Genomic DNA, 19726 nt, shown 5'->3' on the forward strand with positions numbered 1-19726 from the left:
CCGCGGTCGGTCGATCGCGGCGGGCGCAGGGTCGCTAGAATCCTGCGGGAACGTTCTCCAGGAGCATCGCCGATGCCGGGCAATCGATTCGGAAGGGCCGGTCCCGGCCCGCAAGGGCCGCAGGAGGCAAACCCGTCCGCCGGCGGCGGCGACCCCGGCATCGGCCTCGCCTTGCGACTCGAACGCGAGCTCGACGCGCTGTCGGCCGAGGTGGCGCGCAGCCTGCGCGACGAGATCGGTCCGCAGTTGACCGGCTTGCGCACGCTCGCGGCCTCGCTCGAGTCGCGGCTGGCGGGCAGCGAGCCGACGCTGTCGCCGCTGGCCGCCGTGGTGCTGAGGCAGGCCGACTCCCTGATCGAATCGGTGCGCGCGCTGGTGGCCAGGGTGCGCCCCGATGCCTTGTCCTGCGGTGGCCTGCCCGAGGCGCTGCGCGCGCTGGCCGCCGACTGGCGGCTGAGGCGTCCCGGCTGCCGCGTCGAGGTGCTGCTCGACCCGCCCGACGATGCCGGCTTCGGCCTCGCCAGCCCGGCGATCGAGACGGCCGCGCTGCAGGCCGCGGCGGCCGCCTTCGAACGCGCGCTCGGCGCAAGCGCCGCCACCGGCATCGTGCTCGCGGCCTCGCGCAGCGATTCGCGGCTGGTGCTGCAGATCGAGCACGACGGCGCGGGGCCCGGCGTCGCCAAGGGGCGTGCAGCCGTGCCGGCCTGGTTCGCTTCCGCGCAAGCCCGGATCGCCGCGCTGGGCGGCGAATCCCAGATCGAGCGCGGCGAACTCGGCGGCACCTCGATCGTGGTCCGGCTTCCCTGGCGGGCGGCCGCCGGCGGGCTGCCCGGCGGGGCCGGCTCGCCTGTATAATCGCGCTTTACCGGCGGACCTTCATGACCAAATTCGTATTCGTCACCGGTGGCGTGGTGTCCTCTCTTGGAAAGGGCATCGCCGCCGCGTCGATCGCCGCGCTGCTCGAGTCGCGCGGCATCCGGGTCACCCTGCTCAAGCTCGACCCGTACATCAACGTCGACCCGGGCACCATGAGCCCGTTCCAGCACGGCGAGGTCTTCGTCACCGAAGACGGCGCCGAAACCGACCTCGACCTCGGCCACTACGAACGTTTCGTGTCGTCGCGCATGCGGCGCTGGAACAACTTCACCACCGGCCAGATCTACGAGTCGGTGATCAAGAAGGAACGGCGCGGCGAGTACCTCGGCCGCACCGTGCAGGTGATCCCGCACATCACCAACGAGATCCAGGCCTTCATCGAGCGCGGGGCGGGCATCGGCACGCCCGAGGCCGCGCAGGTGGCCATCGTCGAGATCGGCGGCACGGTGGGCGACATCGAGTCGCTGCCCTTCCTCGAAGCCGTCCGGCAGATGAGCCTGAAGCTCGGCCGCGGCAACGCCTGCTTCGTGCACCTCACGCTGGTGCCTTTCATCGCGTCGGCCGGCGAGCTCAAGACCAAGCCGACCCAGCACTCGGTGCAGAAGCTGCGCGAGATCGGGATCCTGCCCGACATGCTGATGTGCCGCGCCGATCGGCGCATCCCCGACGACGAGCGGGCCAAGATCTCGCTGTTCTCCAACGTGCCGCTCGACTCGGTGATCTCCGTCTGGGATGCGACCAGCATCTACAAGATCCCGCGCATGCTGCACGAACAGGGGGTCGACCGCACGCTGTGCGAGATCCTGCGCCTGGACACGAAGCCGGCCGACCTGACGGTCTGGGACAGTCTGGTCCACGCGCTCGAGCATCCCGAGCGCGAGGTCCGCATCGCCATGGTCGGCAAGTACGTCGATCTGACCGAGTCCTACAAGTCGCTGTCCGAGGCGCTCATCCACGCCGGCATCCACACGAAGAGCCGGGTGTGCATCGAATACATCGACTCCGAGCGCATCGAGGCCGAGGGCACGGGCATGCTCGAGGGCTTCGACGCCATCCTCGTGCCCGGCGGCTTCGGCAAGCGCGGGGTCGAGGGCAAGATCGCCGCGATCCGCTTCGCGCGTGAGCGCGGCGTGCCCTACCTGGGCATCTGCCTGGGCATGCAGCTGGCCGTGATCGAGTTCGCGCGCGACGCCTGCGGCCTGCAGAACGCCAACAGCACCGAGTTCGATCCGGACACGCCGCATCCGGTGGTGGGCCTGATCACCGAATGGCTGGATCGCGAGGGCCGCGTCGAGAAGCGGGGCGCCGACTCCGACCTCGGCGGCACCATGCGCCTCGGCGCGCAGCGCTGCCCGATCGTTCCGGGCACGCTCACCGCGTCGATCTACGGCGAGTCGGTCAACGAGCGCCACCGCCACCGCTACGAGGTCAACAACCACTACGTGTCGCGGCTGGAGCGGGCCGGCCTGGTCGTGGCGGCGCGCACCCCGAGCGAGCAGCTGACCGAGGTGGTCGAACTGCCCCGCATCGGTCCGCTGGCCCACCCGTGGTTCGTGGGCGTGCAGTTCCACCCGGAGTTCACGTCCACGCCGCGCGATGGCCATCCGCTGTTCCGGGCCTACATCGAGGCCGCGCTGGCGCGAGCCGGGCAGGCGCCGACGGCTGACGCCGACGCGGCAGTCGTTTCCGCGGCCGCGGGCTGAGCCCGGACGCCGCAGGCGGGAGGACACGCATCCCATGAAACTGTGCAGTTTCGAAGCCGGCCTTGACCGGCCGCTGTTCCTGATCGCCGGACCCTGCGCGATCGAGAGCCTCGAGCTCGCGATCGACACGGCGGGCCGCTTGAAGGAGATCACCTCGGCGCTCGGCGTGCCGTTCATCTACAAGTCCTCGTTCGACAAGGCCAACCGAAGCTCGGGCAAGTCCTTCCGCGGCCCGGGCCTCGACGAAGGCCTGAAGATCCTCGACACCGTGCGCAGCCGGATCGGCGTGCCGGTGCTCACCGACGTGCACGAGATCGACCAGGTCGGTCCGGTGGCCGACGTGGTCGACGTGCTGCAGACGCCCGCCTTCCTGGTGCGCCAGACCGATTTCATCCGTGCGGTGGCCATCGCCGGGCGGCCGGTCAACATCAAGAAGGGGCAGTTCCTCGCGCCCCACGACATGAAGAACGTGGTCGACAAGGCGCGCGAGGCCGCGATCGAGGCGGGCGGCGACGGCGACAACATCATGGTCTGCGAGCGCGGCGCCTCGTTCGGCTACAACAACCTGGTCTCGGACATGCGCTCGCTGGCGATCATGCGCGAGACCGGCTGCCCGATCGTGTTCGACGCTACCCACTCGGTGCAGCTGCCCGGCGGACAGGGCACGTCCTCCGGCGGCCAGCGCGAGCACGTGCCGGTACTGGCCCGCGCGGCAGTGGCCGCCGGGGTGTCCGGGCTGTTCATGGAAACCCACCCCGATCCAGCGCGCGCGCTGTCCGACGGCCCGAACGCCTGGCCGCTCGACCGGATGGCCGAGTTGCTGGGCGCGTTGTGCGAGATCGACCGACTGGTCAAGCGAACCGGCTTTGCCGAGACAGGTCTGGCCGGCTGAGCCCGGCGCTGCTGCCGGCCGCGCCGCGAACGACGACAGGAATACAGGAGCAAGGATGACCGCCTACGTGATCGCCGATGTGAAGGTGTCGGATCCCGAGAAGTACAAGGGCTACATGGCGCTGAGCCCCGAGGCCGTGCGCGCGGGCGGCGGCGAGTTCGTCGTGCGCGGCGGCGCGCACCAGGTGCTCGAAGGCGATTGGCGCCCGAACCGGATGGTCGTGCTGAAGTTCCCGAGCTACGAGCAGGCGAAGGCCTTCCATGACTCGGCGCTCTACCGCCAGGCGCGCGACGCGCGCGCCGGCGCCACCGAGTTCTTCAACATGGTCGTGGTGCAGGGAGTGGACGAGCAATGAGTTCGATCGTCGACATCATCGGTCGCGAGATCATCGATTCGCGCGGCAACCCCACCGTCGAGTGCGATGTGCTGCTCGAGTCGGGCGTCCTGGGCCGTGCCGCCGTGCCCTCCGGCGCGTCCACCGGCGCGCGCGAGGCCATCGAGCTGCGCGACGGCGACAAGTCGCGCTGGCTGGGCAAAGGCGTGCTGACCGCCGTCGAGAACATCAACACCGAGATCTCCGAGGCCATCATGGGCCTTGACGCCTCGGAGCAGGCCTACATCGACCGCACGCTGATCGACCTCGACGGCACCGAGAACAAGGCTCGCCTGGGCGCCAACGCCACGCTGGCCGTCTCGATGGCAGTGGCGCGCGCGGCGGCCGAGGAGTCGGGCCTGCCGCTCTACCGTTATTTCGGCGGTTCGGGCGCGATGTCGCTGCCGGTGCCGATGATGAACGTCATCAACGGCGGTGCGCACGCGAACAACAACCTCGACATGCAGGAGTTCATGATCCTGCCGGTCGGCGCGCCCAGCTTCCGCGAGGCGCTGCGCTACGGCGCCGAAGTCTTTCACGCGCTGAAGAAGCTGATCCACGACCGAGGCATGTCGACCGCGGTCGGCGACGAAGGCGGCTTCGCGCCCAGCGTGAAGAACCACGAGGCGGCGATCCAGCTGATCCTCGAGGCGATCGCCGCCGCGGGCTACGAGCCAGGCCGCGACGTGGCGCTGGGCCTGGACTGCGCGGCTTCCGAGTTCTTCCGCGACGGCAAGTACGCGCTGGAGGGCGAGGGCCTCGTGCTGTCCTCCGGCGACCTGACCAACCTGCTGGCCACCTGGTGCGACCGCTACCCGATCATCTCGATCGAGGACGGCATGGCGGAGAACGACTGGGAAGGCTGGAAGCTGCTGACCGACGCGCTGGGCGACCGGGTTCAGCTGGTGGGCGACGACCTGTTCGTCACCAACACGAAGATCCTGCAGAAGGGCATCGACGAGGGCATCGCCAACTCGATCCTCATCAAGATCAACCAGATCGGGACGCTCACCGAGACCTTCGCCGCCATCGAGCTGGCCAAGCGCTACAACTACACCGCGGTCGTCTCGCACCGCTCCGGCGAGACCGAGGACACCACGATCGCCGACATTGCGGTGGCCACGAACGCGCTGCAGATCAAGACCGGATCGATGAGCCGCAGCGATCGCATCGCCAAGTACAACCAGCTGCTGCGGATCGAGGAAGACCTCGGCGAGATCGCCTCGTATCCCGGCCGCTCCGCGTTCTACAATCTGCGCTGAGCGTCGCGCGCCCGGACCCTTCCGGGCACGCGCTGCCTGCAAACGAAAGACGGGCGATCCCCTGCGATGCGCATCCTGGCCGTGGTCCTCTCCGGATTGCTGATCCTGATCCAGTACCCGCTGTGGCTGGGGAAGGGCGGCTGGCTGCGCGTCTGGGAGCTCGATCGCCAGGTGGTGCACCAGCGCGGGATCAACGGCCGGCTGTCGGCGCGCAACGAGGCGCTGGCCGCCGAAGTGGCTGACCTGCGCGAGGGCAGCCGCGCGGTCGAGGAGCGCGCCCGCTACGATCTCGGCATGGTCCGGTCCGGCGAGATCTTCGTGCAGATCAACGAGGCCCCCACCCGGATGCCTTCCCTCTCCGGCGAGCTGCGCACCGCGGCCAGCCGGCTGGACTGAGGCGGGCGACGCGAGCGGGCCCGGGCGGCGAGCCGGCCCTAGTGCTGGGTGGCCGTGCCGGGGGCCAGGTCGCCGGCCTGCGCGAACACCACGCCGCAGTCCACCGGATCGAAGCGCCAGAGTTCGTTGCAGTAATCGCAGCGCACCTCGACCGAGCCGCGTTCGGCCAGGATGCCGTCTACCTCCTCGCGACCCAGCATCCTCAGCATTCCCACCACCTTCTCGCGCGAGCAGTTGCAGGCAAAGTGGACACCGCGGCCGTCGAAGGCGTGCAGTGCTTCCTGCCAGAAGAGGCGTTCCAGCACCTTCGCGGGGGCAAGGCCGAGGAGCTCTTCGGGTGTGATCGTTTCCGCCAGCCGCTGCATCCGGTTCCAGCCGTCCTCGTCGTCGGCGGCGTCCGTGCCGCCTTCGTCGGGCAGGCGCTGCAGCAGCAGGCCGACTGCACGTCGCTCGTCGGCAGCCAGCCAGAGCCGCGTCGGCAGCTGCTCCGACTGCTGCATGTAGCGCTCGAGCATCTCAGCCACCGAGTGGCCGTCGAAGGGCACGATCCCCTGCCAGGGCTGGCGGTTCGGTGATTCGCCGCGCGGGTCGAGCGTGACCACGAAGCGGCCGCCGTCTTGCGCGTTCACCAGGGAGGCGAGCGAGGCGTCGTGGGCGATGGGCCCGCGCTCGTCGCGCAGCTTGACCGTGGCGCGGTAGCTGCCGTCGGTCAGGCACTCGACGACGAAGAGCGAGACCGGCCCGTCGCCGTGGATCTGCACCACCATCGCGCCGTCGAACTTCAGCGTGGCGGCAAGCAGCAGGGATGCGGCAGAGAGCTCGCCGAGGCGATCCCGCACCGCCGGCGGCAACTCGTGACGGGCCACCACTTCGCGCCAGGCCTCGTCGAGCGAGACGATCTCGCCGCGCACCGGCGCGCCGCGCAACAGGAAACGTTCGACCCGGTCGGTCATCGATCCGGGCCTCAGACGCGGTTCAGCGCTTCGCGGTAATAACGGGCGCGCTCGACATAGGTGCGCGTGCCCGCGCGGATCCGGGCGACGTCCTCGTCGGTGAGCTGGCGCACGACCCGGCCCGGGGCGCCGAGCACCACGCTGCGGTCGGGGATCTCCTTGCCCTCGCCGATCAGGGCGCCGGCGCCGATCAGGCACTCCCGGCCGATCCTGGCGCCGTTAAGCACGACGGCCTGGATGCCGATCAGGGAGCCGTCGCCGATCGTGCAGCCGTGCAGCATGGCCTGGTGCCCCACGGTGACCCATTCGCCGATGCGCAAGGGCGAGCCGGGATCGGTGTGCAGCACGGCGTTCTCCTGCACGTTGCTGTTGGCGCCGACGATGATCGGCTCGTTGTCGCCGCGCAGCGCGGCGCTGAACCAGACGCTGGCGTTCTCGTGCAGCTCGACGAGCCCGATCAGGTCGGCCGAATCGGCGACCCAGGCGGTGGGGTGGATGGAAGGGACGCGTTCACCGAGTCGATAGACGGCCATGTTCGGGTTCCTGGAGGGTTCTTCGGGTGAGGGATGGCGCCGAGTTTAACGCGCCGCACCGGCCCGACTCGCGGGCAGGTCCGGATGCGGCGCCGAGGCCGGCATGGTTCGCCGGGCAGGGAAGCCGGGCGGGAAGCTGTCCGCCCCCAGCGCCCGGTCGCGCAGCCAGCGCAGGCTCGCGCCCACCTCCATGCCCTGGCGCCCGCCCACGCGCACCGGGGTGAGCGGTTGCAGGCCGGGGTTGGGGCTGAGCGCCGCCACCGCGAACGCGAACACGTAGTACGGCTCCTGGCCCATGCGCAGATCGGTGAGCACGATCCGGCCATCGCGCTCGGCCAGCCGCCAGAAGCCGTGCGTGAAGCGGGTCATCCGCTCGACCGCGGGCAGCTCCCGCACCCTGGCGTGCAGCGGCAGGCCGCGTTCGAAGCTCGCGAACCGGGGCGCGCGGGCACCGTCGAGCAGCGAGACGAAGCCTTCGTCGTAGCGCTCGCCGCGCATCACCACCACGCGCCAGAGCACGGTATTGAAGGCGGTGGGCGTGACCAGCATCGGCACCTCGCGCGCGGCGGGGTCGCCGGCCGCGGCCAGCGCGCCGCGCACCCGGTCTTCGACGATCGTCTGGGCCAGTACGCTCCAGCCCAGGTAGCAGGTGGACAGGAGCAGGCCGATCGCATTGGCGCGCAGGCGGCCCGGCGCGCCGCGCCGCGCCAGCGAAACGGCCAGGCCGATCAGCAGCGGCAGCGTGTAGAGCGGGTCGATGATGAAGACGCTGCCGACGCCCCAGGGCCAGTCGCTGAAGGGCAGGGCGAGCTGGGTGCCGTAGACGGTCATCGCGTCGAGCAGCGGGTGCGTGACCAGGACCAGCCAGGTGGCAAGCCACCAGCGCCCGAAGCGGTCGCGTTCGCGGGCGAGCAAGGCCGCCAGGCCGGCGAGCACCGGCGAGGCCAGCGTGAGCCAGAACAGCGCGTGGGTCTCGGCACGGTGCAGCGTCATGTTCGACACCGCATCGCCGTGGTCGATCAGCGCGTCCAGGTCGGGCAGGGTGCCGCACAGCCCACCCCACAGCGCGGCCTTCCACGGCGCGGTCCGGCGGCCCATCGTGGCCACGCCGACCGCCGCGCCGAGCGCGATCTGGGAAACCGAATCCATCGAGATCCTTCGCGAACCGGTTGTTCAGTCGCGAGGCGGAGGCTCGGTGCCGCCCGCCTCGAGCGCGCGTTCCTCCTCGCGCAGCCGCAGCACGCGCCGCTGGACCTTGCCGGTAGTGGTCATCGGCAACTCGTCGATGAACTCGATTTCCTTGGGGTACTCGTAGGGCGCGAGCTTGCCGCGCACGTGCTGCTGCAGTTCGGCGACCAGCGCCTCGCCGGCCTCGCGGCCCGGTGCCAGCACCACGTAGGCCTTGACCAGGTTGCCGCGCTCGGGATCGGGCTTGGGCACCACGGCAGCGTTGCCGACCGCGGGATGCTGCACCAGGCAGTTCTCGATCTCGCTGGGTCCGATCCGGTAGCCGGCCGACTTGAACATGTCGTCGGCGCGCCCGCCGTACCAGAGGTAGCCGTCGGCGTCCGACGTGGCCAGGTCGCCGGTGCGCCACCAGTCTCCGCTCAGCTTGGCGCGGGTGGCCGGCTCGTTGCGCCAGTAGCCGAGGAAGAAGACCGGATCGGGGTGCCCGTGCCGGTCGAAGCGATTCACCGCGACCTCGCCGAGTTCGCCTGGCGGCAGCTCGCGGCCGGCCTCGTCGATCAGCGCGACCCGGTGGCCGGGGTAGGGGCGCCCGATCGAGCCCGGACGGGCAGGCCAGCGCAGTGCCGAGTTGCCGACGATGTAGTTCGCTTCGGTCTGGCCGTACATCTCGTTGACGGAGAGGCCGAACGCGTCGCGGCACCAGTCGAACAGCGTGGCGCCCACCGATTCGCCGGCGCTCATGACGGCGCGCAGCGCGAGCGACCGGCTGCGGCCCGGCACCGGGTCGTGCTTCATCATCATCTTCAGGGCGGTGGGGAACAGGAAGGCGTTGGTGACGCGGTGGCGCTCGATCAGCTCGTAGGCGCGCTCGGGGCCGAAGCGCCCGGCGCCGGCCACGATCGGCATGCCGAAGTAGAGCGTGGGGAGCAGCGCGTCCATCAGTCCGCCGGTCCAGGCCCAGTCGGCCGGCGACCAGAAGACGTCGCCGTCGAGCGGGAACCAGTCCTGCGAGGCCACGAAACCGGGAAGATTGCCGATGATCGCCGAATGCGGGATCAGCGCGCCCTTGGGCGGGCCGGTGGTCCCGCTCGTGTAGATCAGGACGGCAGGGTCGGTGGCCAGCGTGCGCACCGGCGCGAAGCGGTCGCTGCCGCGGGCCAGCAGGCTGTCCCAGTCGAGCTCGCCGTTCGCCGCGGAGCCGCCGGCAGGACCCACCGCGACCAGGTGCCGCAGGCAGTCGGGCCGTGCCGCCCGCACTGCCTCGAGATGGCCGACGTCGACGATGGCGGCCACCGCCTCGCTGTTCTCCAGCCGGTACTGCAGCGCGTCCGGGCCGAACAGGATGGACAGCGGCATCGCGATCGCGCCGAGCCGGTAGATCGCGAAGTGCGCCACCGCGGTCTCCGGTCGCTGCGGAAGCACGATCGCGACCCGGTCGCCGCGCTTGACGCCCAGCGCGGCCAGCGCGTTGGCGAGGCGGTTGGCCGCCCGATGCAGGTCCTGGTAGCTGCTGGTCTCCACGCGGCCGTCGCCGCGATCGAACACGATCGCGGTCCGGCCGGACGAGCGCGCCCAGCGCGCACAGCAGAGTTCGGCGATGTTCGTTCGCGCGGGCACCTGCCAGCGGAAGCCGGCGTGCAGGGCCTCGTAGTCGTCTCGCGTCGGTGCCATCCGCGTCGCTTCCTATAATGGGTGCTGGGAGCGATATTGTGCCAAGCCAGACCGATCCGGATACCGAAGTCCTTTCACCGACCGAAACCGCCGGCGGCATGCCGGCCGCCTACCGCCCGAAACGCCAGAGCGAGTCCGGGTTCCTGGCGGTTCGCGGCCTGCGCCACCATCTGCGCCGCTGGCCGGCCGTTCCCGCGGGCGAGACCACGGACGCGGACCCTGTCGATGGGCCCGCCCGCACCGTGTTCCTGCTGCATGGCTGGATGGACATGTCGGCCTCGTTCCAGTTCGTCGTCGACCTGTTGCCCGCGAACTGGACGCTGCTCGCGCCGGACTGGCGCGGCTTCGGCCTGAGCGAGCGGCCGGCGGCCGACTGCTACTGGTTTCCCGACTACCTGGCGGACCTCGATCGTCTGCTCGACGTCCTCGCGCCAGGCGAGCCAGTCGACCTGGTGGCGCACAGCATGGGCGGCAATGTGGCCGCACTGTACGCGGGCGTGCGACCCGGGCGGGTGCGCAAGCTGGTCAACCTCGAGGGCGTCGGCATGCCAGCCTCGCGGCCGGAGCAGGCGCCAGACCGTTATCGCGAGTGGCTCGACGCCTTGCACGCGGGGCCTTCCTTGCGCGACTACGACTCGCGCGAGGCGGTCGCTGCCCGGCTGATGAAGAACAACCCGCGCCTGCGCGCCGACCAGGCTGCCTTCCTGGCGCAGCACTGGGGCGTGGCGCAGCCGGACGGCCGCTTCGCGCTGGCGGGCGACCCGGCACACCGACTGGTGAACCCGGTGCTCTACCGGGCCGACGAAGTCACCGAGGTCTGGCGCCGGATCGAGGCCGACGTGCTGTGGGTGCTCTCCGAACATGCCAGCGACTGGCACGCCTTCGTGAAGGAGCCCGAGTACCGGGAGCGCCTGAGCGCAATCCGCAGCTTGTCCCGCGCCACGGTGGCCGGAGCGGGCCACATGATGCATCACGACCGACCCGGGGCGGTCGCCGCGCTGATCCGGGAGTTCCTGTCGTGATCGCCCCCGGCGCCTTCGATGCCGACCTGCACTGCCATTCCCACGTCTCCGACGGGATCCTCGCGCCCGCGGAGGTGGTGAGGCGCGCCCACGCGGCGGGCGTGCGGCTGCACGCGCTGACCGACCACGACGAACTGGCCGGCATCCCCGAGGCGGCCGCCGAGGCCCGCCGGCTGGGCATGGCCTTCGTGGCCGGGGTGGAAATCTCGGTCAGCTGGGGTGGCGAGACCATCCACGTGGTGGGCCTGCGCGTGGATCCGCACAAGCCGACGCTGATCGAGGGCCTGGCCCGCACCCGAGCCGGCCGCGACGCCCGCGCCCGCGAGATGGGCGCGCAGCTCGAACGCGCGGGCGTGCCCGACGCGTACGCCGGCGCGCTGAAGCACGTGGGCAATCCGGCCTTGATCTCGCGCACTCACTTCGCGCGGCACATCGTCGACTCGGGCATCTGCGCCGACGTGAGCGAGGTGTTCCGGCACTACCTCTCCGAGGGCCGACCGGGTTTCGTGCCGCACCGCTGGGCCGCGCTGGGCGAGGCGGTCGGCTGGATCCGCGGCGCCGGTGGCGTGGCGATCCTCGCTCATCCCGGCCGGTACCGTCTCGACGAGGGCCGGCTGTGGGCCCTGATGGACGAGTTTCGCCAGGCTGGCGGCGAGGGCATCGAGGTGGTCAGCGGCTCGCACACGCCCGACCAGTACCGCCGCTTCGCAGGCCACGCGCGCGAATTCGGCTTCCTCGCTTCGCGCGGGTCGGATTTCCATGCACCGGGTGAAAGCCGGGTCGACTTCGGCGGGCTGCCACCGCTGCCGGATTCGGTCGTGCCGGTCTGGCGCGACTGGCCCGAGGCGGCCACCGTGGCCCGTTCGCGCCGCGACGGGCGACTGCAAACCGAACCGGCCACCGGCCAGGACACCGCATGACCCAGCGATTCGAACTCCATCCCGTCGACCCCCAGGCGCGCCTGCTGCGCCAGGCGGCGCAGATCCTGCGCGACGGGGGCGTGGCAGCGGTTCCGACTGACGCCTGCTACGTGCTGGCCTGCCCACTCGGCGACAAGCAGGCGGTGGACCGTCTTCGCGCGATCCGGGGGCTCGACGAGAAGCACCTGCTCACGCTGATGTGCCGCGACTTGTCCGAACTGGCGGTCTACGCCCATGTCGACAACCGGCAGTACCGCTTCCTGAAGGAGTGGACGCCCGGCCCCTACACCTTCGTGCTCAACGCCACGAAGGAAACGCCGCGCAGGCTCTGGCATCCGTCGCGCAAGACGATCGGCCTGCGGGTGCCCGCCTCGCCGGTGGTTCAGGGCCTGCTCGAGGCCCACGGCGAGCCGCTGCTGTGCGCGAGCCTGATCATGCCCGGCGACGAGGAGCCGCTGCACGAGGCCGACGAGATCGTCGCGCGTCTGGCGCGGCGAATCGACCTGGTGCTCGACGCCGGCGGCCAGTCCTTCGATCCGACCACGGTGGTCGACATGACCGGCGACGAGCCGGTGGTCACCCGCGTGGGCAAGGGCAGTGTGGAGGGAATGGTCGGGGGCCGCTGACTGCCGCTGATACAATCCTTCCACGATGGAACTGAGCATTCTGCAGCTGATCGCCGTCTATGCGATCCCGGTGGTTCTCGCGATCACGCTGCACGAGGCCGCGCACGCCTTCGTGGCGTCCCGGCTAGGCGATCGCACCGCCCAGGCGCTGGGGCGCGTCACGATCAACCCCTTCAAGCACGTCGACCCGGTGGGCACCCTGCTGGTTCCCGGGCTGATCCTGCTCGCCAGCAAGGCACTGGGCGGCGGCCTGCTGTTCGGCTGGGCCAAGCCGGTGCCGGTCATCGCCTCCAACCTGCGCTCGCCGCGCCGCGACATGGGCCTGGTGGCCGCGGCCGGACCGGGCGCCAACCTGCTGATGGCGCTGGGCTGGGGCCTCGCGATCAAGGCCATGGTGGTCACCGGCGTCGGCGACGAGTTCTTCGTGCGGATGGCCTACGCGGGCATTCTGGTCAACATCGCGCTGGCTGTCCTGAACCTGATGCCGGTGCCGCCGCTGGACGGCGGCCGCATCCTCACCAGCCTGTTGCCGCTCAGGCTCGCGATCCCGTATTCGCGGCTGGAGCCCTACGGCATCTTCATCCTGCTGGCCCTGCTGGCCACCGGCTTGCTCGGCAACGTCATCGGCCCGCTCGTCGATCTCGGCGTCGGCGTGCTGGCTTCCATCCTCTCTCTCTGATCCTGTCATGTTCACCGAACGCGTCGTGTCAGGCATGCGTCCCACCGGGGCGCTGCACCTGGGGCACTACCACGGAGCCCTGAAGAACTGGGTCCGGCTGCAATCCGAGCATCCCTGCCTGTTCTTCGTGGCCGACTGGCATGCGTTGACCACGCACTACGACTCGCCCGACGTGATCGAGCGCAACGTCTGGGACATGGTGGTGGACTGGCTGGCCGCGGGTATCGATCCGCAGCAGTCGGTGCTGTTCATCCAGTCGCGGGTGCCCGAGCATGCGGAGCTGCACCTGCTGCTGTCGATGAGCACGCCGCTGGGTTGGCTCGAGCGGGTGCCCACTTACAAGGACCAGCAGGAAAAGCTCTCCGACCGGGATCTGGCCACCTACGGCTTCCTCGGCTACCCGCTTCTGCAGGCGGCCGACATCCTGATGTACCGGGCGGCCTGGGTGCCGGTCGGCGAGGACCAGGTTCCGCACATCGAGATCACCCGCGAGATCGCGCGCCGGTTCAACCATCTGTTCGGCCGCGAGCCGGGTTTCGAGGACAAGGCCCGCGAGGCGGTCAAGAAGCTCGGCAGCAAGCGCGCCAAGCTCTACCAGGAACTGCGCACCCGCTACCAGGAACAGGGCGACGAAACCGCGCTCGAGCAGGGCCACGAACTGCTGGAGCTCGCCCAGAACCTCGGCATGGCCGATCGCGAGCGCCTGTTCGGCTGGCTCGCGGGCAGCCGCAAGATCATCCTGGCGGAACCGCAGGCGCTGCTCACCGAGGCCTCGCGGATGCCCGGCATCGATGGGCAGAAGATGTCGAAGAGCTACGGCAACGCGATCGCCATGCGCGAGGCGCCCGAGTCGGTCACCAAGAAGATCCGGACCATGCCGACCGATCCGGCGCGGGTCCGGCGCACCGATCCGGGCGAGCCCGAGCGCTGCCCGGTCTGGCAGCTGCACCTGGTCTATTCGGACAACGACACGCGCGACTGGGTCCAGAAGGGTTGCCGCAGCGCGGGCATCGGCTGCCTGGAGTGCAAGCAGCCGGTGATCGACGCGATCATCGCCGAGCAGCAGCAGTTCCACGAGCGGGCGCAGCCCTATCTGGACGATCCCAGCCTGCTGCGCAACATCGTGGCCGACGGCTGCGACAAGGCGCGCAAGATGGCCCAGGAGACCATGCGCGACGTACGCGAGGCCATGGGCCTGGCCTACGACTGACGCGCTCGGGCCAGCCGCGACGCCTCAGGACGCCGTGCGGCGGGCCGGCGCGAGGTGCATCTCGCGCAGCGCCGGCAGGGTTTCCAGGAAGTCCTCGATCTCGTCGACCGGCATCGGGTCGGCGATCAGCGTGCCCTGGACCTGGTCGCAGTTCAGGGTGCGCAGCCCGCGAAGCTCGGCGGCGGTTTCCACGCCTTCGGCCATCGCCTGCATGCCCAGCCGTGCGGCCATCGTGGTGATCGCCTCGACGATCGCGGCGTTGCCCTGATCGCCCGGCAGGCCGTGCACGAAGGCCCGGTCGATCTTCAGGCCGTCCACCGGCAGGCGCTTGAGCCAGGACAGCGAGGCGTAGCCGGTTCCGAAGTTGTCGATGATCACCCGCACGCCGAAGCGGCGCAGCCGGGCGATCAGCTCGGCAGTGCGCTCGGGATCCGCCACGAAGGCGCTCTCGGTGAGCTCGATGCGCAGCAGGTGCGGCGGCAGCTGGCGCTCGGCAAGCAGCTCGCCCAGCCGGACCACGAACTCGTCGTCGACGAGCTGGCGCGCGGACACGTTGACCGAGACCGCGATGTCGGGGTGCCTGTCCACGCCCAGCCTGACCCGATCGTCGAGGGCGCGGCGCAGGACCCACAGGCCGATCTCGCGGATCAGCTGCGACTGCTCGGCCGCGGGCAGGAAGCGCTCGGGCAGCAGCAGGCCGCGCTCCGGGTGCTGCCAGCGCAGCAGGGCCTCGACGCAGACCACGCGGCGTTCGCCGATCGCGAGCACGGGCTGGTAGTGGAGGTCGACCTCGCCGCGCTCGAGCGCCAGCGGCAGCTCGGCGGCCAGCTGGAGCTGCTCGGCGCGCTCGTCGGAGAGCGAGCCGGAGAAGAAGCGGACGTCGTTGCGGCCTTCGGTCTTGACCTCGTACATCGCGTTGTCGGCGCAGCGCACCAGCATCTCGATCTCGGTGGCGTCGGCGGGCGCCACCGCCACGCCGATGCTGGCCGAGAGGAACCAGGCCCGGTCGGCCAGCAGCAGGGGCTTTTCGATGGCGGCGAGGATGTCGCGGGCGATCTGCTCGATGCCGACCTGGGGCAGGGCGCCGCTGAGCACGACGACGAACTCGTCTCCGCCCATGCGGGCGGCGATGTCCTGCGGGCGGATCGCGCCGCGCAGCCGGTCGGCGATCTCCACCAGGGCGTGGTCGCCGGCGGCGTGGCCCAGCGTGTCGTTGATGATCTTGTAGCGGTCCAGGTCGATGTAGAGCACCGCCAGATGCGGATCGGCGGTCAGCTTCTGCTCGAGCGTCCGCAACAGGCTGGCCCGGTTGGGCAGACCGGTGAGCGGGTCGTGCAGCGACGCGTGGCGAAGCTGGCGCTCGGCCTGCGCCCGGCGCAGGTAGAGCGACAGGGTGCGCGACAGCGTGTCGGCGATGGGGCCGACGAAGCCGTCGTCGCGGAAGCCCACCGGACTCAGGAACACAAGCAGGCACTGGGCCCGGCCCTGGTCGTCGGCAATCGGCGCGAGCAGCGCGGCGCGAGCGCCGAGCGCGCTGGTCCGGTATCGCTCGCGCAGCGCCGGCAGGTCGTCGAGCGAGGCGAACCACGCATGGCGGCCGCCGGCCAGCGCGAGCAGTTCGGGGGCGTCGGCCTCGCAGGCGATGCCGGGCGGCAGCGCCTCGACCATTTCCTGGAAGGCCGGGGAGCCTTCGAACTCGCAGACCTCGAGCCCGTTTCCGGCCTCGGCTTCGGCCACCCGCAGTCCGCCGATCCAGCCGAGCCGGCGGCAGATTGCAGCGATGATCTCGCGGATCGCGCGCGCCGGTTCCGCGTTGTCGCGGATGATCGCGGCGATCTCGCCTTCGAGCTCCAGCAGGATGCGTTGCTGGCGCTCGCGGGTGATGTTCCGGCCGGTGCCCCGGTAACCCGCGAAGGCGCCGGCGGCGTCGAAAACCGGACGCCCGTTGATCTCCAGGTGAAAGACCCGGCCGTCGTGCGAGATCCGGCTGTGCTCGAAACCGTCGATCGGGCGGTGCTCGTGGACCAGCGCGCGATAGTGGTCCCACGCGGGGGACAGGAAGTCGTAGTCCGGCGCCTGCCAGGGTTCGAGGCCGATCAGCTCGCGCGCCCAGGGGCCGAGGGCGGCGTCGATCGAATCGGACAGGTAGGCGAGGCGGTGCTCGGCGTCGGTCTCCCAGACCCAGTCGGAACTGAGCTGGGTGAGTTCGCGGAACTTGGCCTCGCTGGCGGCGAGCTGCCGCTGCATGGCTCGCATGCCCGAGATGTCCTGCACCACGCCGGACATCCGGACGATCCGCCTGCCGGCAAGCTCGGGCCGCAGCGCCATGCGGATCCAGACGAGCTGGCCGTCGGGCCGCAGGTAGCGGAACTCGACCTTCATTTCCTGGCCTTCTCGGACTGCCCGGCGCAGCGTGTCGCGCCAGCGCTGGCGGTCGGCCGGGTCGACCCTGGCCAGGAAATCGCGCGGCGCCGGCTCGCCGTCGGCCATTGCGACACCGAAGACCCGGAAGCTGCCTTCGCTCCAGCGCAGCCGGTTGTCGCGAAGCTCGTGCGCCCAGGAGCCCAGGCCGGCGAGCCGCTCCGCCACGCGCTCGCGCTCGGGCATCGCGCCGGCGGGGGCGGCGCCCTGCAGGCGCGCGCGCAACAGCGGAAGCAGCAGCCAGCCTCCGAAGGCCACGGCGCAGACGAGCAGGAGCAGGACGAAATCCCGGAGCATTCGGTAATCTAGCCGATCGTCGTTCTTGCAGACAGATAGGATGTCACATTCGAAACCCCATGCGGCGGGCGAGGCGTCGCGCTGGATCACCCGCTGGCTCGGCGCGTTGCCGCCCGGTGCGCGAGTGCTCGACCTGGCCTGCGGCAGTGGTCGGCACGCGCTGCTGGCTGCATGCCAGGGCCACCGGGTGCTCGCGGTCGATCGCGACGCCGAGGCGCTCGACAGGCTGCGAGCCGAGTCGATCGCGGCGCTCGGCGCAGGCTCGCAAGACCGCCTCGAGCTGCGCTGCATCGACCTCGAGCAGGGCCCCTGGGCGCTGCCGCCAGGCGGCTTCGATGCCGTGATCGTGGCGAACTACCTCTTCCGGCCCCGCTTCGCGCTGGCTTGTGGCCTGCTCGCGCCGGGTGGCCTGCTGGTCTACGAGACCTTCGCGAGCGGCAACGAGGCCTGGGGCCGACCGTCCAATCCCGACTTCCTGCTCCGCGAGGGCGAGCTGATCGCGCGGACCCAGGCGGCGGGGCTGGCGGTGATCGCCTACGAGTCGGGCTACGTGCCGACTCCGAAGCCGGCGGTCGTCCAGCGCGTCTGCGCGGCGCGGCCGTCGCCGGGCTCGGCTAAACTAGCGGTTTTGGCGACGGACCCCCCGACGGACCTTCCATGAGCGACGGATCCTCCATGATCAAAGGCAGCCTCGTTGCAATCGTCAGCCCGATGCACGAGGACGGCAGCCTCGACTTCGATGCCTATCGCAAGCTGATCGACTGGCACGTGGCGCAGGGCACCGCGGCGATCGTCGCGGTCGGCACCACCGGCGAATCGCCCACCGTCGACGTCGACGAGCATGTCGAGCTGATCCGCGTGGCGGTCGAGCATTCGGCGGGTCGCGTGCCGGTCATCGCCGGCACGGGCGGCAACTCCACCCGCGAGGCGATCGAGCTCACCGAGCACGCGAAGAAGGTCGGTGCCCAGGGCACGCTGCAGGTCGTCCCGTACTACAACAAGCCCACCCAGGAGGGCATGTACCGGCACTTCCGCGCGGTGGCCGAGGCGGTCGACCTGCCGATGATCGTCTACAACGTGCCGGGTCGCACGGTCGCCGACCTGTCCAACGAGACCACGCTGCGCCTGGCGCAGGTGCCGGGCATCGTGGGGCTGAAGGACGCCACCGGCGACATCGCGCGCGGCTCCGCGCTGCTCGCCGCGCTGCCGGGCCACTTCGCCGTCTACAGCGGCAACGACGACTCGGCGCTCGCGCTGATGGCGATGGGCGGTCACGGCATCATCTCGGTCACCGCCAATGTGGCGCCCGGACAGATCGCCCGGATGTGCGAGCTGGCGCTCGCCGGCGACTGGGCGGGCGCCCTTGCGATCAACCGCAAGCTGCTGCCGCTGCACTTCGATCTCTTCGTCGAGCCCAACCCGGTGCCGGTCAAGTGGGCGCTGGCGGAAATGGGCCGAATCCGCGGCGGCATCCGGCTGCCGATGATCCCGCTGTCCGAAGGCAAGCGCGCGACCGTCCGGGCCGCGCTCGCCAGTGCTGGAGTGCTGAATTGACGATGAAGCCCGCCGCGTACCTGGTCAGGCTGGTGGCGCTGGCCCTTGCCGTTTCCACGCTCGCTGCCTGCTCGATCAACGAGTACCTCGACGAGCGCAGCAAGATCGACTACAAGTCGGCCGGCAAGCTCCCCCCGCTCGACATCCCGCCCGACCTGGCCAGCCCCCGCGGGGATGGCCGTTTCACGATCCCCGAGCGCGCGGCCGACGCCCGCACTGCGTCCGGATTCGAGCGCAGCCGCGCGGCCGCCCAGGGCACCCGCGCCGCCACGGTGCTGCCGGCCACACCGGGCGTGCGCATGGAGCGCCTGGGCGCCGATCGCTGGCTGGTCACCGATCTCAGCCCCGACCAGGTCTGGCCCCTGCTGCGCGAGTTCTGGCAGGAGTCGGGCTTCATCGTGCAGACCGAGTCGCCCGAGACCGGCATCATCGAGACCGACTGGGCCGAGAACCGGGCCAAGATCCCGCTCGACTTCGTCCGCCGGACCATCGGCAAGGCGCTCGACCAACTCTATTCCACCGGCGAGCGCGACAAGTTCCGCACCCGCGTCGAGCGCGGCCCCAACGGCACCGAAATCTACGTGAGCCACCGCGGGATGATCGAGGTCTACTCGACCCGCGAGCAGGACCAGACCGTGTGGCAGCCGCGGCCCAGCGAGCCGGAACTCGAGATCGAGTTCATGCGCCGGATGATGGTCAAGCTCGGCGCCACCCAGGAGCGCGCTCAAGAGGCGGTGGCGGCCGCGGGCACGCCGGCGGCCGCGCGGGCAAAGCTGGTCGCCGAAGGTGATCGGCCTCGGGTCGAGATCGCCGAGTCCTTCGATCGTGCCTGGCGGCAGATCGGCCTGGCGCTCGATCGCGGCGGCTTCACCGTCGACGACCGGGACCGTTCGCTCGGCGTGTACTTCGTGCGCTACATCGACCCCGAGGCGCAGGCGAAGGCCGCGAACGCGCGACCGGGCTTCTTCAGCCGGATGTTCGGATTCAAGAAGGAAGAGCAGGTCTCGCAACAGTTCCAGCTGAAGGCGGAAGCCACCGGAAACGGCACGGTGGTCACGGTGCTCGATCGCGAGGGCAAGGCCGTCGCCGGCCTCGATCGGGACACTGCGTCCAAGATCCTGACCTTGCTGCACGAGCAGCTGAAGTAGGG

At 70.5% G+C, this 19726-nt stretch carries 19 protein-coding genes; 14 read left to right on the forward strand and 5 right to left on the reverse strand.

All coding sequences use genetic code 11. From position 1 onward, the window contains the following. Window positions 1-72 precede the first annotated feature (72 nt). The 6 genes from FHP08_RS17535 (at window position 73) to ftsB (ending at window position 5502) form a co-directional block, all read left to right on the forward strand. A complete protein-coding gene (locus tag FHP08_RS17535) occupies window positions 73-855 on the forward strand; it encodes a sensor histidine kinase (protein WP_147705799.1) in 783 nt (260 codons plus the stop codon). A 23-nt stretch (window positions 856-878) separates the two neighbouring features. Beyond that, window positions 879-2579: a CTP synthase gene (locus FHP08_RS17540; protein ID WP_147705800.1), complete on the forward strand. Its 1701-nt coding sequence runs from the start codon at window positions 879-881 to the stop codon at window positions 2577-2579. 34 nt (window positions 2580-2613) lie between these two features. Further along, entirely contained in the window at window positions 2614-3471 is an 858-nt protein-coding gene (gene kdsA, locus FHP08_RS17545) for a 3-deoxy-8-phosphooctulonate synthase (RefSeq protein ID WP_147705801.1), read from the forward strand. A 55-nt stretch (window positions 3472-3526) separates the two neighbouring features. Further along, complete coding sequence (locus FHP08_RS17550) at window positions 3527-3826, forward strand: DUF1330 domain-containing protein (RefSeq protein WP_147705802.1); 300 nt, start codon at window positions 3527-3529, stop codon at window positions 3824-3826. Further along, a complete protein-coding gene (eno, locus tag FHP08_RS17555; RefSeq protein WP_147705803.1) occupies window positions 3823-5106 on the forward strand; it encodes a phosphopyruvate hydratase in 1284 nt (427 codons plus the stop codon). Before FHP08_RS17550 ends, eno begins: the two co-directional genes overlap by 4 nt. 66 nt (window positions 5107-5172) lie before the next feature. Further along, a complete protein-coding gene (gene ftsB, locus FHP08_RS17560; RefSeq protein WP_147705804.1) occupies window positions 5173-5502 on the forward strand; it encodes a cell division protein FtsB in 330 nt (109 codons plus the stop codon). A gap of 38 nt (window positions 5503-5540) precedes the next feature. Here the strand turns inward: ftsB and hslO are convergent, their stop codons facing one another. From hslO to FHP08_RS17580, 4 genes are read right to left on the reverse strand one after another with little or no spacing between them, the layout of a single operon-like run. Continuing rightward, the gene (hslO, locus tag FHP08_RS17565) at window positions 5541-6455 is read right to left on the reverse strand and encodes an Hsp33 family molecular chaperone HslO (RefSeq protein WP_147705805.1); all 915 of its coding nucleotides are present in this window, start codon (window positions 6453-6455) and stop codon (window positions 5541-5543) included. Between the two features lie 11 nt (window positions 6456-6466). Then, window positions 6467-6988, reverse strand: a complete 522-nt coding sequence (locus FHP08_RS17570) for a gamma carbonic anhydrase family protein (protein ID WP_147705806.1) — start codon at window positions 6986-6988, stop codon at window positions 6467-6469. A 45-nt stretch (window positions 6989-7033) separates the two neighbouring features. Continuing rightward, on the reverse strand, window positions 7034-8137 hold the full coding sequence (locus tag FHP08_RS17575) for a metal-dependent hydrolase (RefSeq protein ID WP_147705807.1): 1104 nt from the start codon (window positions 8135-8137) through the stop codon (window positions 7034-7036). A gap of 24 nt (window positions 8138-8161) precedes the next feature. After that, window positions 8162-9847: an acyl-CoA synthetase gene (locus FHP08_RS17580; protein ID WP_147705808.1), complete on the reverse strand. Its 1686-nt coding sequence runs from the start codon at window positions 9845-9847 to the stop codon at window positions 8162-8164. Window positions 9848-9945: 98 nt separating this feature from the next. Here FHP08_RS17580 and FHP08_RS17585 point away from each other — a divergent pair, with 98 nt between their 5' ends. From FHP08_RS17585 to FHP08_RS17605, 5 genes are read left to right on the forward strand one after another with little or no spacing between them, the layout of a single operon-like run. Continuing rightward, window positions 9946-10869 (forward strand): alpha/beta fold hydrolase, encoded by a 924-nt coding sequence (locus FHP08_RS17585; protein ID WP_147705809.1) that lies wholly within the window; start codon window positions 9946-9948, stop codon window positions 10867-10869. Beyond that, window positions 10866-11789 carry a 3',5'-nucleoside bisphosphate phosphatase gene (locus tag FHP08_RS17590; RefSeq protein ID WP_225879192.1) on the forward strand — a complete coding sequence of 308 codons (924 nt, stop codon included), beginning with the start codon at window positions 10866-10868 and terminating at the stop codon, window positions 11787-11789. Before FHP08_RS17585 ends, FHP08_RS17590 begins: the two co-directional genes overlap by 4 nt. After that, window positions 11786-12415: an L-threonylcarbamoyladenylate synthase gene (locus FHP08_RS17595; RefSeq protein WP_147705810.1), complete on the forward strand. Its 630-nt coding sequence runs from the start codon at window positions 11786-11788 to the stop codon at window positions 12413-12415. Before FHP08_RS17590 ends, FHP08_RS17595 begins: the two co-directional genes overlap by 4 nt. 25 nt (window positions 12416-12440) lie before the next feature. Beyond that, window positions 12441-13094 carry a site-2 protease family protein gene (locus FHP08_RS17600; protein ID WP_147705811.1) on the forward strand — a complete coding sequence of 218 codons (654 nt, stop codon included), beginning with the start codon at window positions 12441-12443 and terminating at the stop codon, window positions 13092-13094. A gap of 7 nt (window positions 13095-13101) precedes the next feature. Further along, a complete protein-coding gene (locus tag FHP08_RS17605) occupies window positions 13102-14304 on the forward strand; it encodes a tryptophan--tRNA ligase (protein ID WP_147705812.1) in 1203 nt (400 codons plus the stop codon). A 24-nt stretch (window positions 14305-14328) separates the two neighbouring features. On the opposite strand, the gene FHP08_RS17610 is transcribed toward FHP08_RS17605, so the two are convergent. Beyond that, window positions 14329-17022 (reverse strand): sensor domain-containing protein, encoded by a 2694-nt coding sequence (locus FHP08_RS17610; protein ID WP_147705813.1) that lies wholly within the window; start codon window positions 17020-17022, stop codon window positions 14329-14331. 40 nt (window positions 17023-17062) lie between these two features. On the opposite strand from FHP08_RS17610, the gene FHP08_RS17615 reads away from it, so the two are divergent. Genes FHP08_RS17615 through bamC form a run of 3 tightly spaced genes read left to right on the forward strand, consistent with a single transcriptional unit; the run spans window position 17063 to window position 19724 of the window. Beyond that, entirely contained in the window at window positions 17063-17683 is a 621-nt protein-coding gene (locus FHP08_RS17615; protein ID WP_147705814.1) for a class I SAM-dependent methyltransferase, read from the forward strand. Between the two features lie 14 nt (window positions 17684-17697). Further along, entirely contained in the window at window positions 17698-18576 is an 879-nt protein-coding gene (gene dapA / locus FHP08_RS17620; protein WP_147705815.1) for a 4-hydroxy-tetrahydrodipicolinate synthase, read from the forward strand. A gap of 2 nt (window positions 18577-18578) precedes the next feature. Beyond that, on the forward strand, window positions 18579-19724 hold the full coding sequence (gene bamC / locus FHP08_RS17625; RefSeq protein ID WP_147705816.1) for an outer membrane protein assembly factor BamC: 1146 nt from the start codon (window positions 18579-18581) through the stop codon (window positions 19722-19724). Window positions 19725-19726: the final 2 nt, after the last annotated feature.

The sequence above is a fragment of the Zeimonas arvi genome (genome assembly GCF_008039575.1).
Classification (GTDB): Bacteria; Pseudomonadota; Gammaproteobacteria; order Burkholderiales; family Burkholderiaceae_E; genus Zeimonas; species Zeimonas arvi.

Coding starts and splice junctions, on each gene's coding strand:
- FHP08_RS17580 (WP_147705808.1), bottom strand. CDS start 9,847: ATGGCACCGACGCGAGACGACTACGAGGCCCTGCACGCCGGCTTCCGC.
- FHP08_RS17535 (WP_147705799.1), top strand. CDS start 73: ATGCCGGGCAATCGATTCGGAAGGGCCGGTCCCGGCCCGCAAGGGCCG.
- eno (WP_147705803.1), top strand. CDS start 3,823: ATGAGTTCGATCGTCGACATCATCGGTCGCGAGATCATCGATTCGCGC.
- hslO (WP_147705805.1), bottom strand. CDS start 6,455: ATGACCGACCGGGTCGAACGTTTCCTGTTGCGCGGCGCGCCGGTGCGC.
- FHP08_RS17610 (WP_147705813.1), bottom strand. CDS start 17,022: ATGCTCCGGGATTTCGTCCTGCTCCTGCTCGTCTGCGCCGTGGCCTTC.
- FHP08_RS17605 (WP_147705812.1), top strand. CDS start 13,102: ATGTTCACCGAACGCGTCGTGTCAGGCATGCGTCCCACCGGGGCGCTG.
- kdsA (WP_147705801.1), top strand. CDS start 2,614: ATGAAACTGTGCAGTTTCGAAGCCGGCCTTGACCGGCCGCTGTTCCTG.
- FHP08_RS17550 (WP_147705802.1), top strand. CDS start 3,527: ATGACCGCCTACGTGATCGCCGATGTGAAGGTGTCGGATCCCGAGAAG.
- FHP08_RS17600 (WP_147705811.1), top strand. CDS start 12,441: ATGGAACTGAGCATTCTGCAGCTGATCGCCGTCTATGCGATCCCGGTG.
- FHP08_RS17540 (WP_147705800.1), top strand. CDS start 879: ATGACCAAATTCGTATTCGTCACCGGTGGCGTGGTGTCCTCTCTTGGA.
- dapA (WP_147705815.1), top strand. CDS start 17,698: ATGATCAAAGGCAGCCTCGTTGCAATCGTCAGCCCGATGCACGAGGAC.
- bamC (WP_147705816.1), top strand. CDS start 18,579: ATGAAGCCCGCCGCGTACCTGGTCAGGCTGGTGGCGCTGGCCCTTGCC.
- FHP08_RS17595 (WP_147705810.1), top strand. CDS start 11,786: ATGACCCAGCGATTCGAACTCCATCCCGTCGACCCCCAGGCGCGCCTG.
- FHP08_RS17585 (WP_147705809.1), top strand. CDS start 9,946: ATGCCGGCCGCCTACCGCCCGAAACGCCAGAGCGAGTCCGGGTTCCTG.
- FHP08_RS17575 (WP_147705807.1), bottom strand. CDS start 8,137: ATGGATTCGGTTTCCCAGATCGCGCTCGGCGCGGCGGTCGGCGTGGCC.
- FHP08_RS17615 (WP_147705814.1), top strand. CDS start 17,063: ATGTCACATTCGAAACCCCATGCGGCGGGCGAGGCGTCGCGCTGGATC.
- FHP08_RS17570 (WP_147705806.1), bottom strand. CDS start 6,988: ATGGCCGTCTATCGACTCGGTGAACGCGTCCCTTCCATCCACCCCACC.
- ftsB (WP_147705804.1), top strand. CDS start 5,173: ATGCGCATCCTGGCCGTGGTCCTCTCCGGATTGCTGATCCTGATCCAG.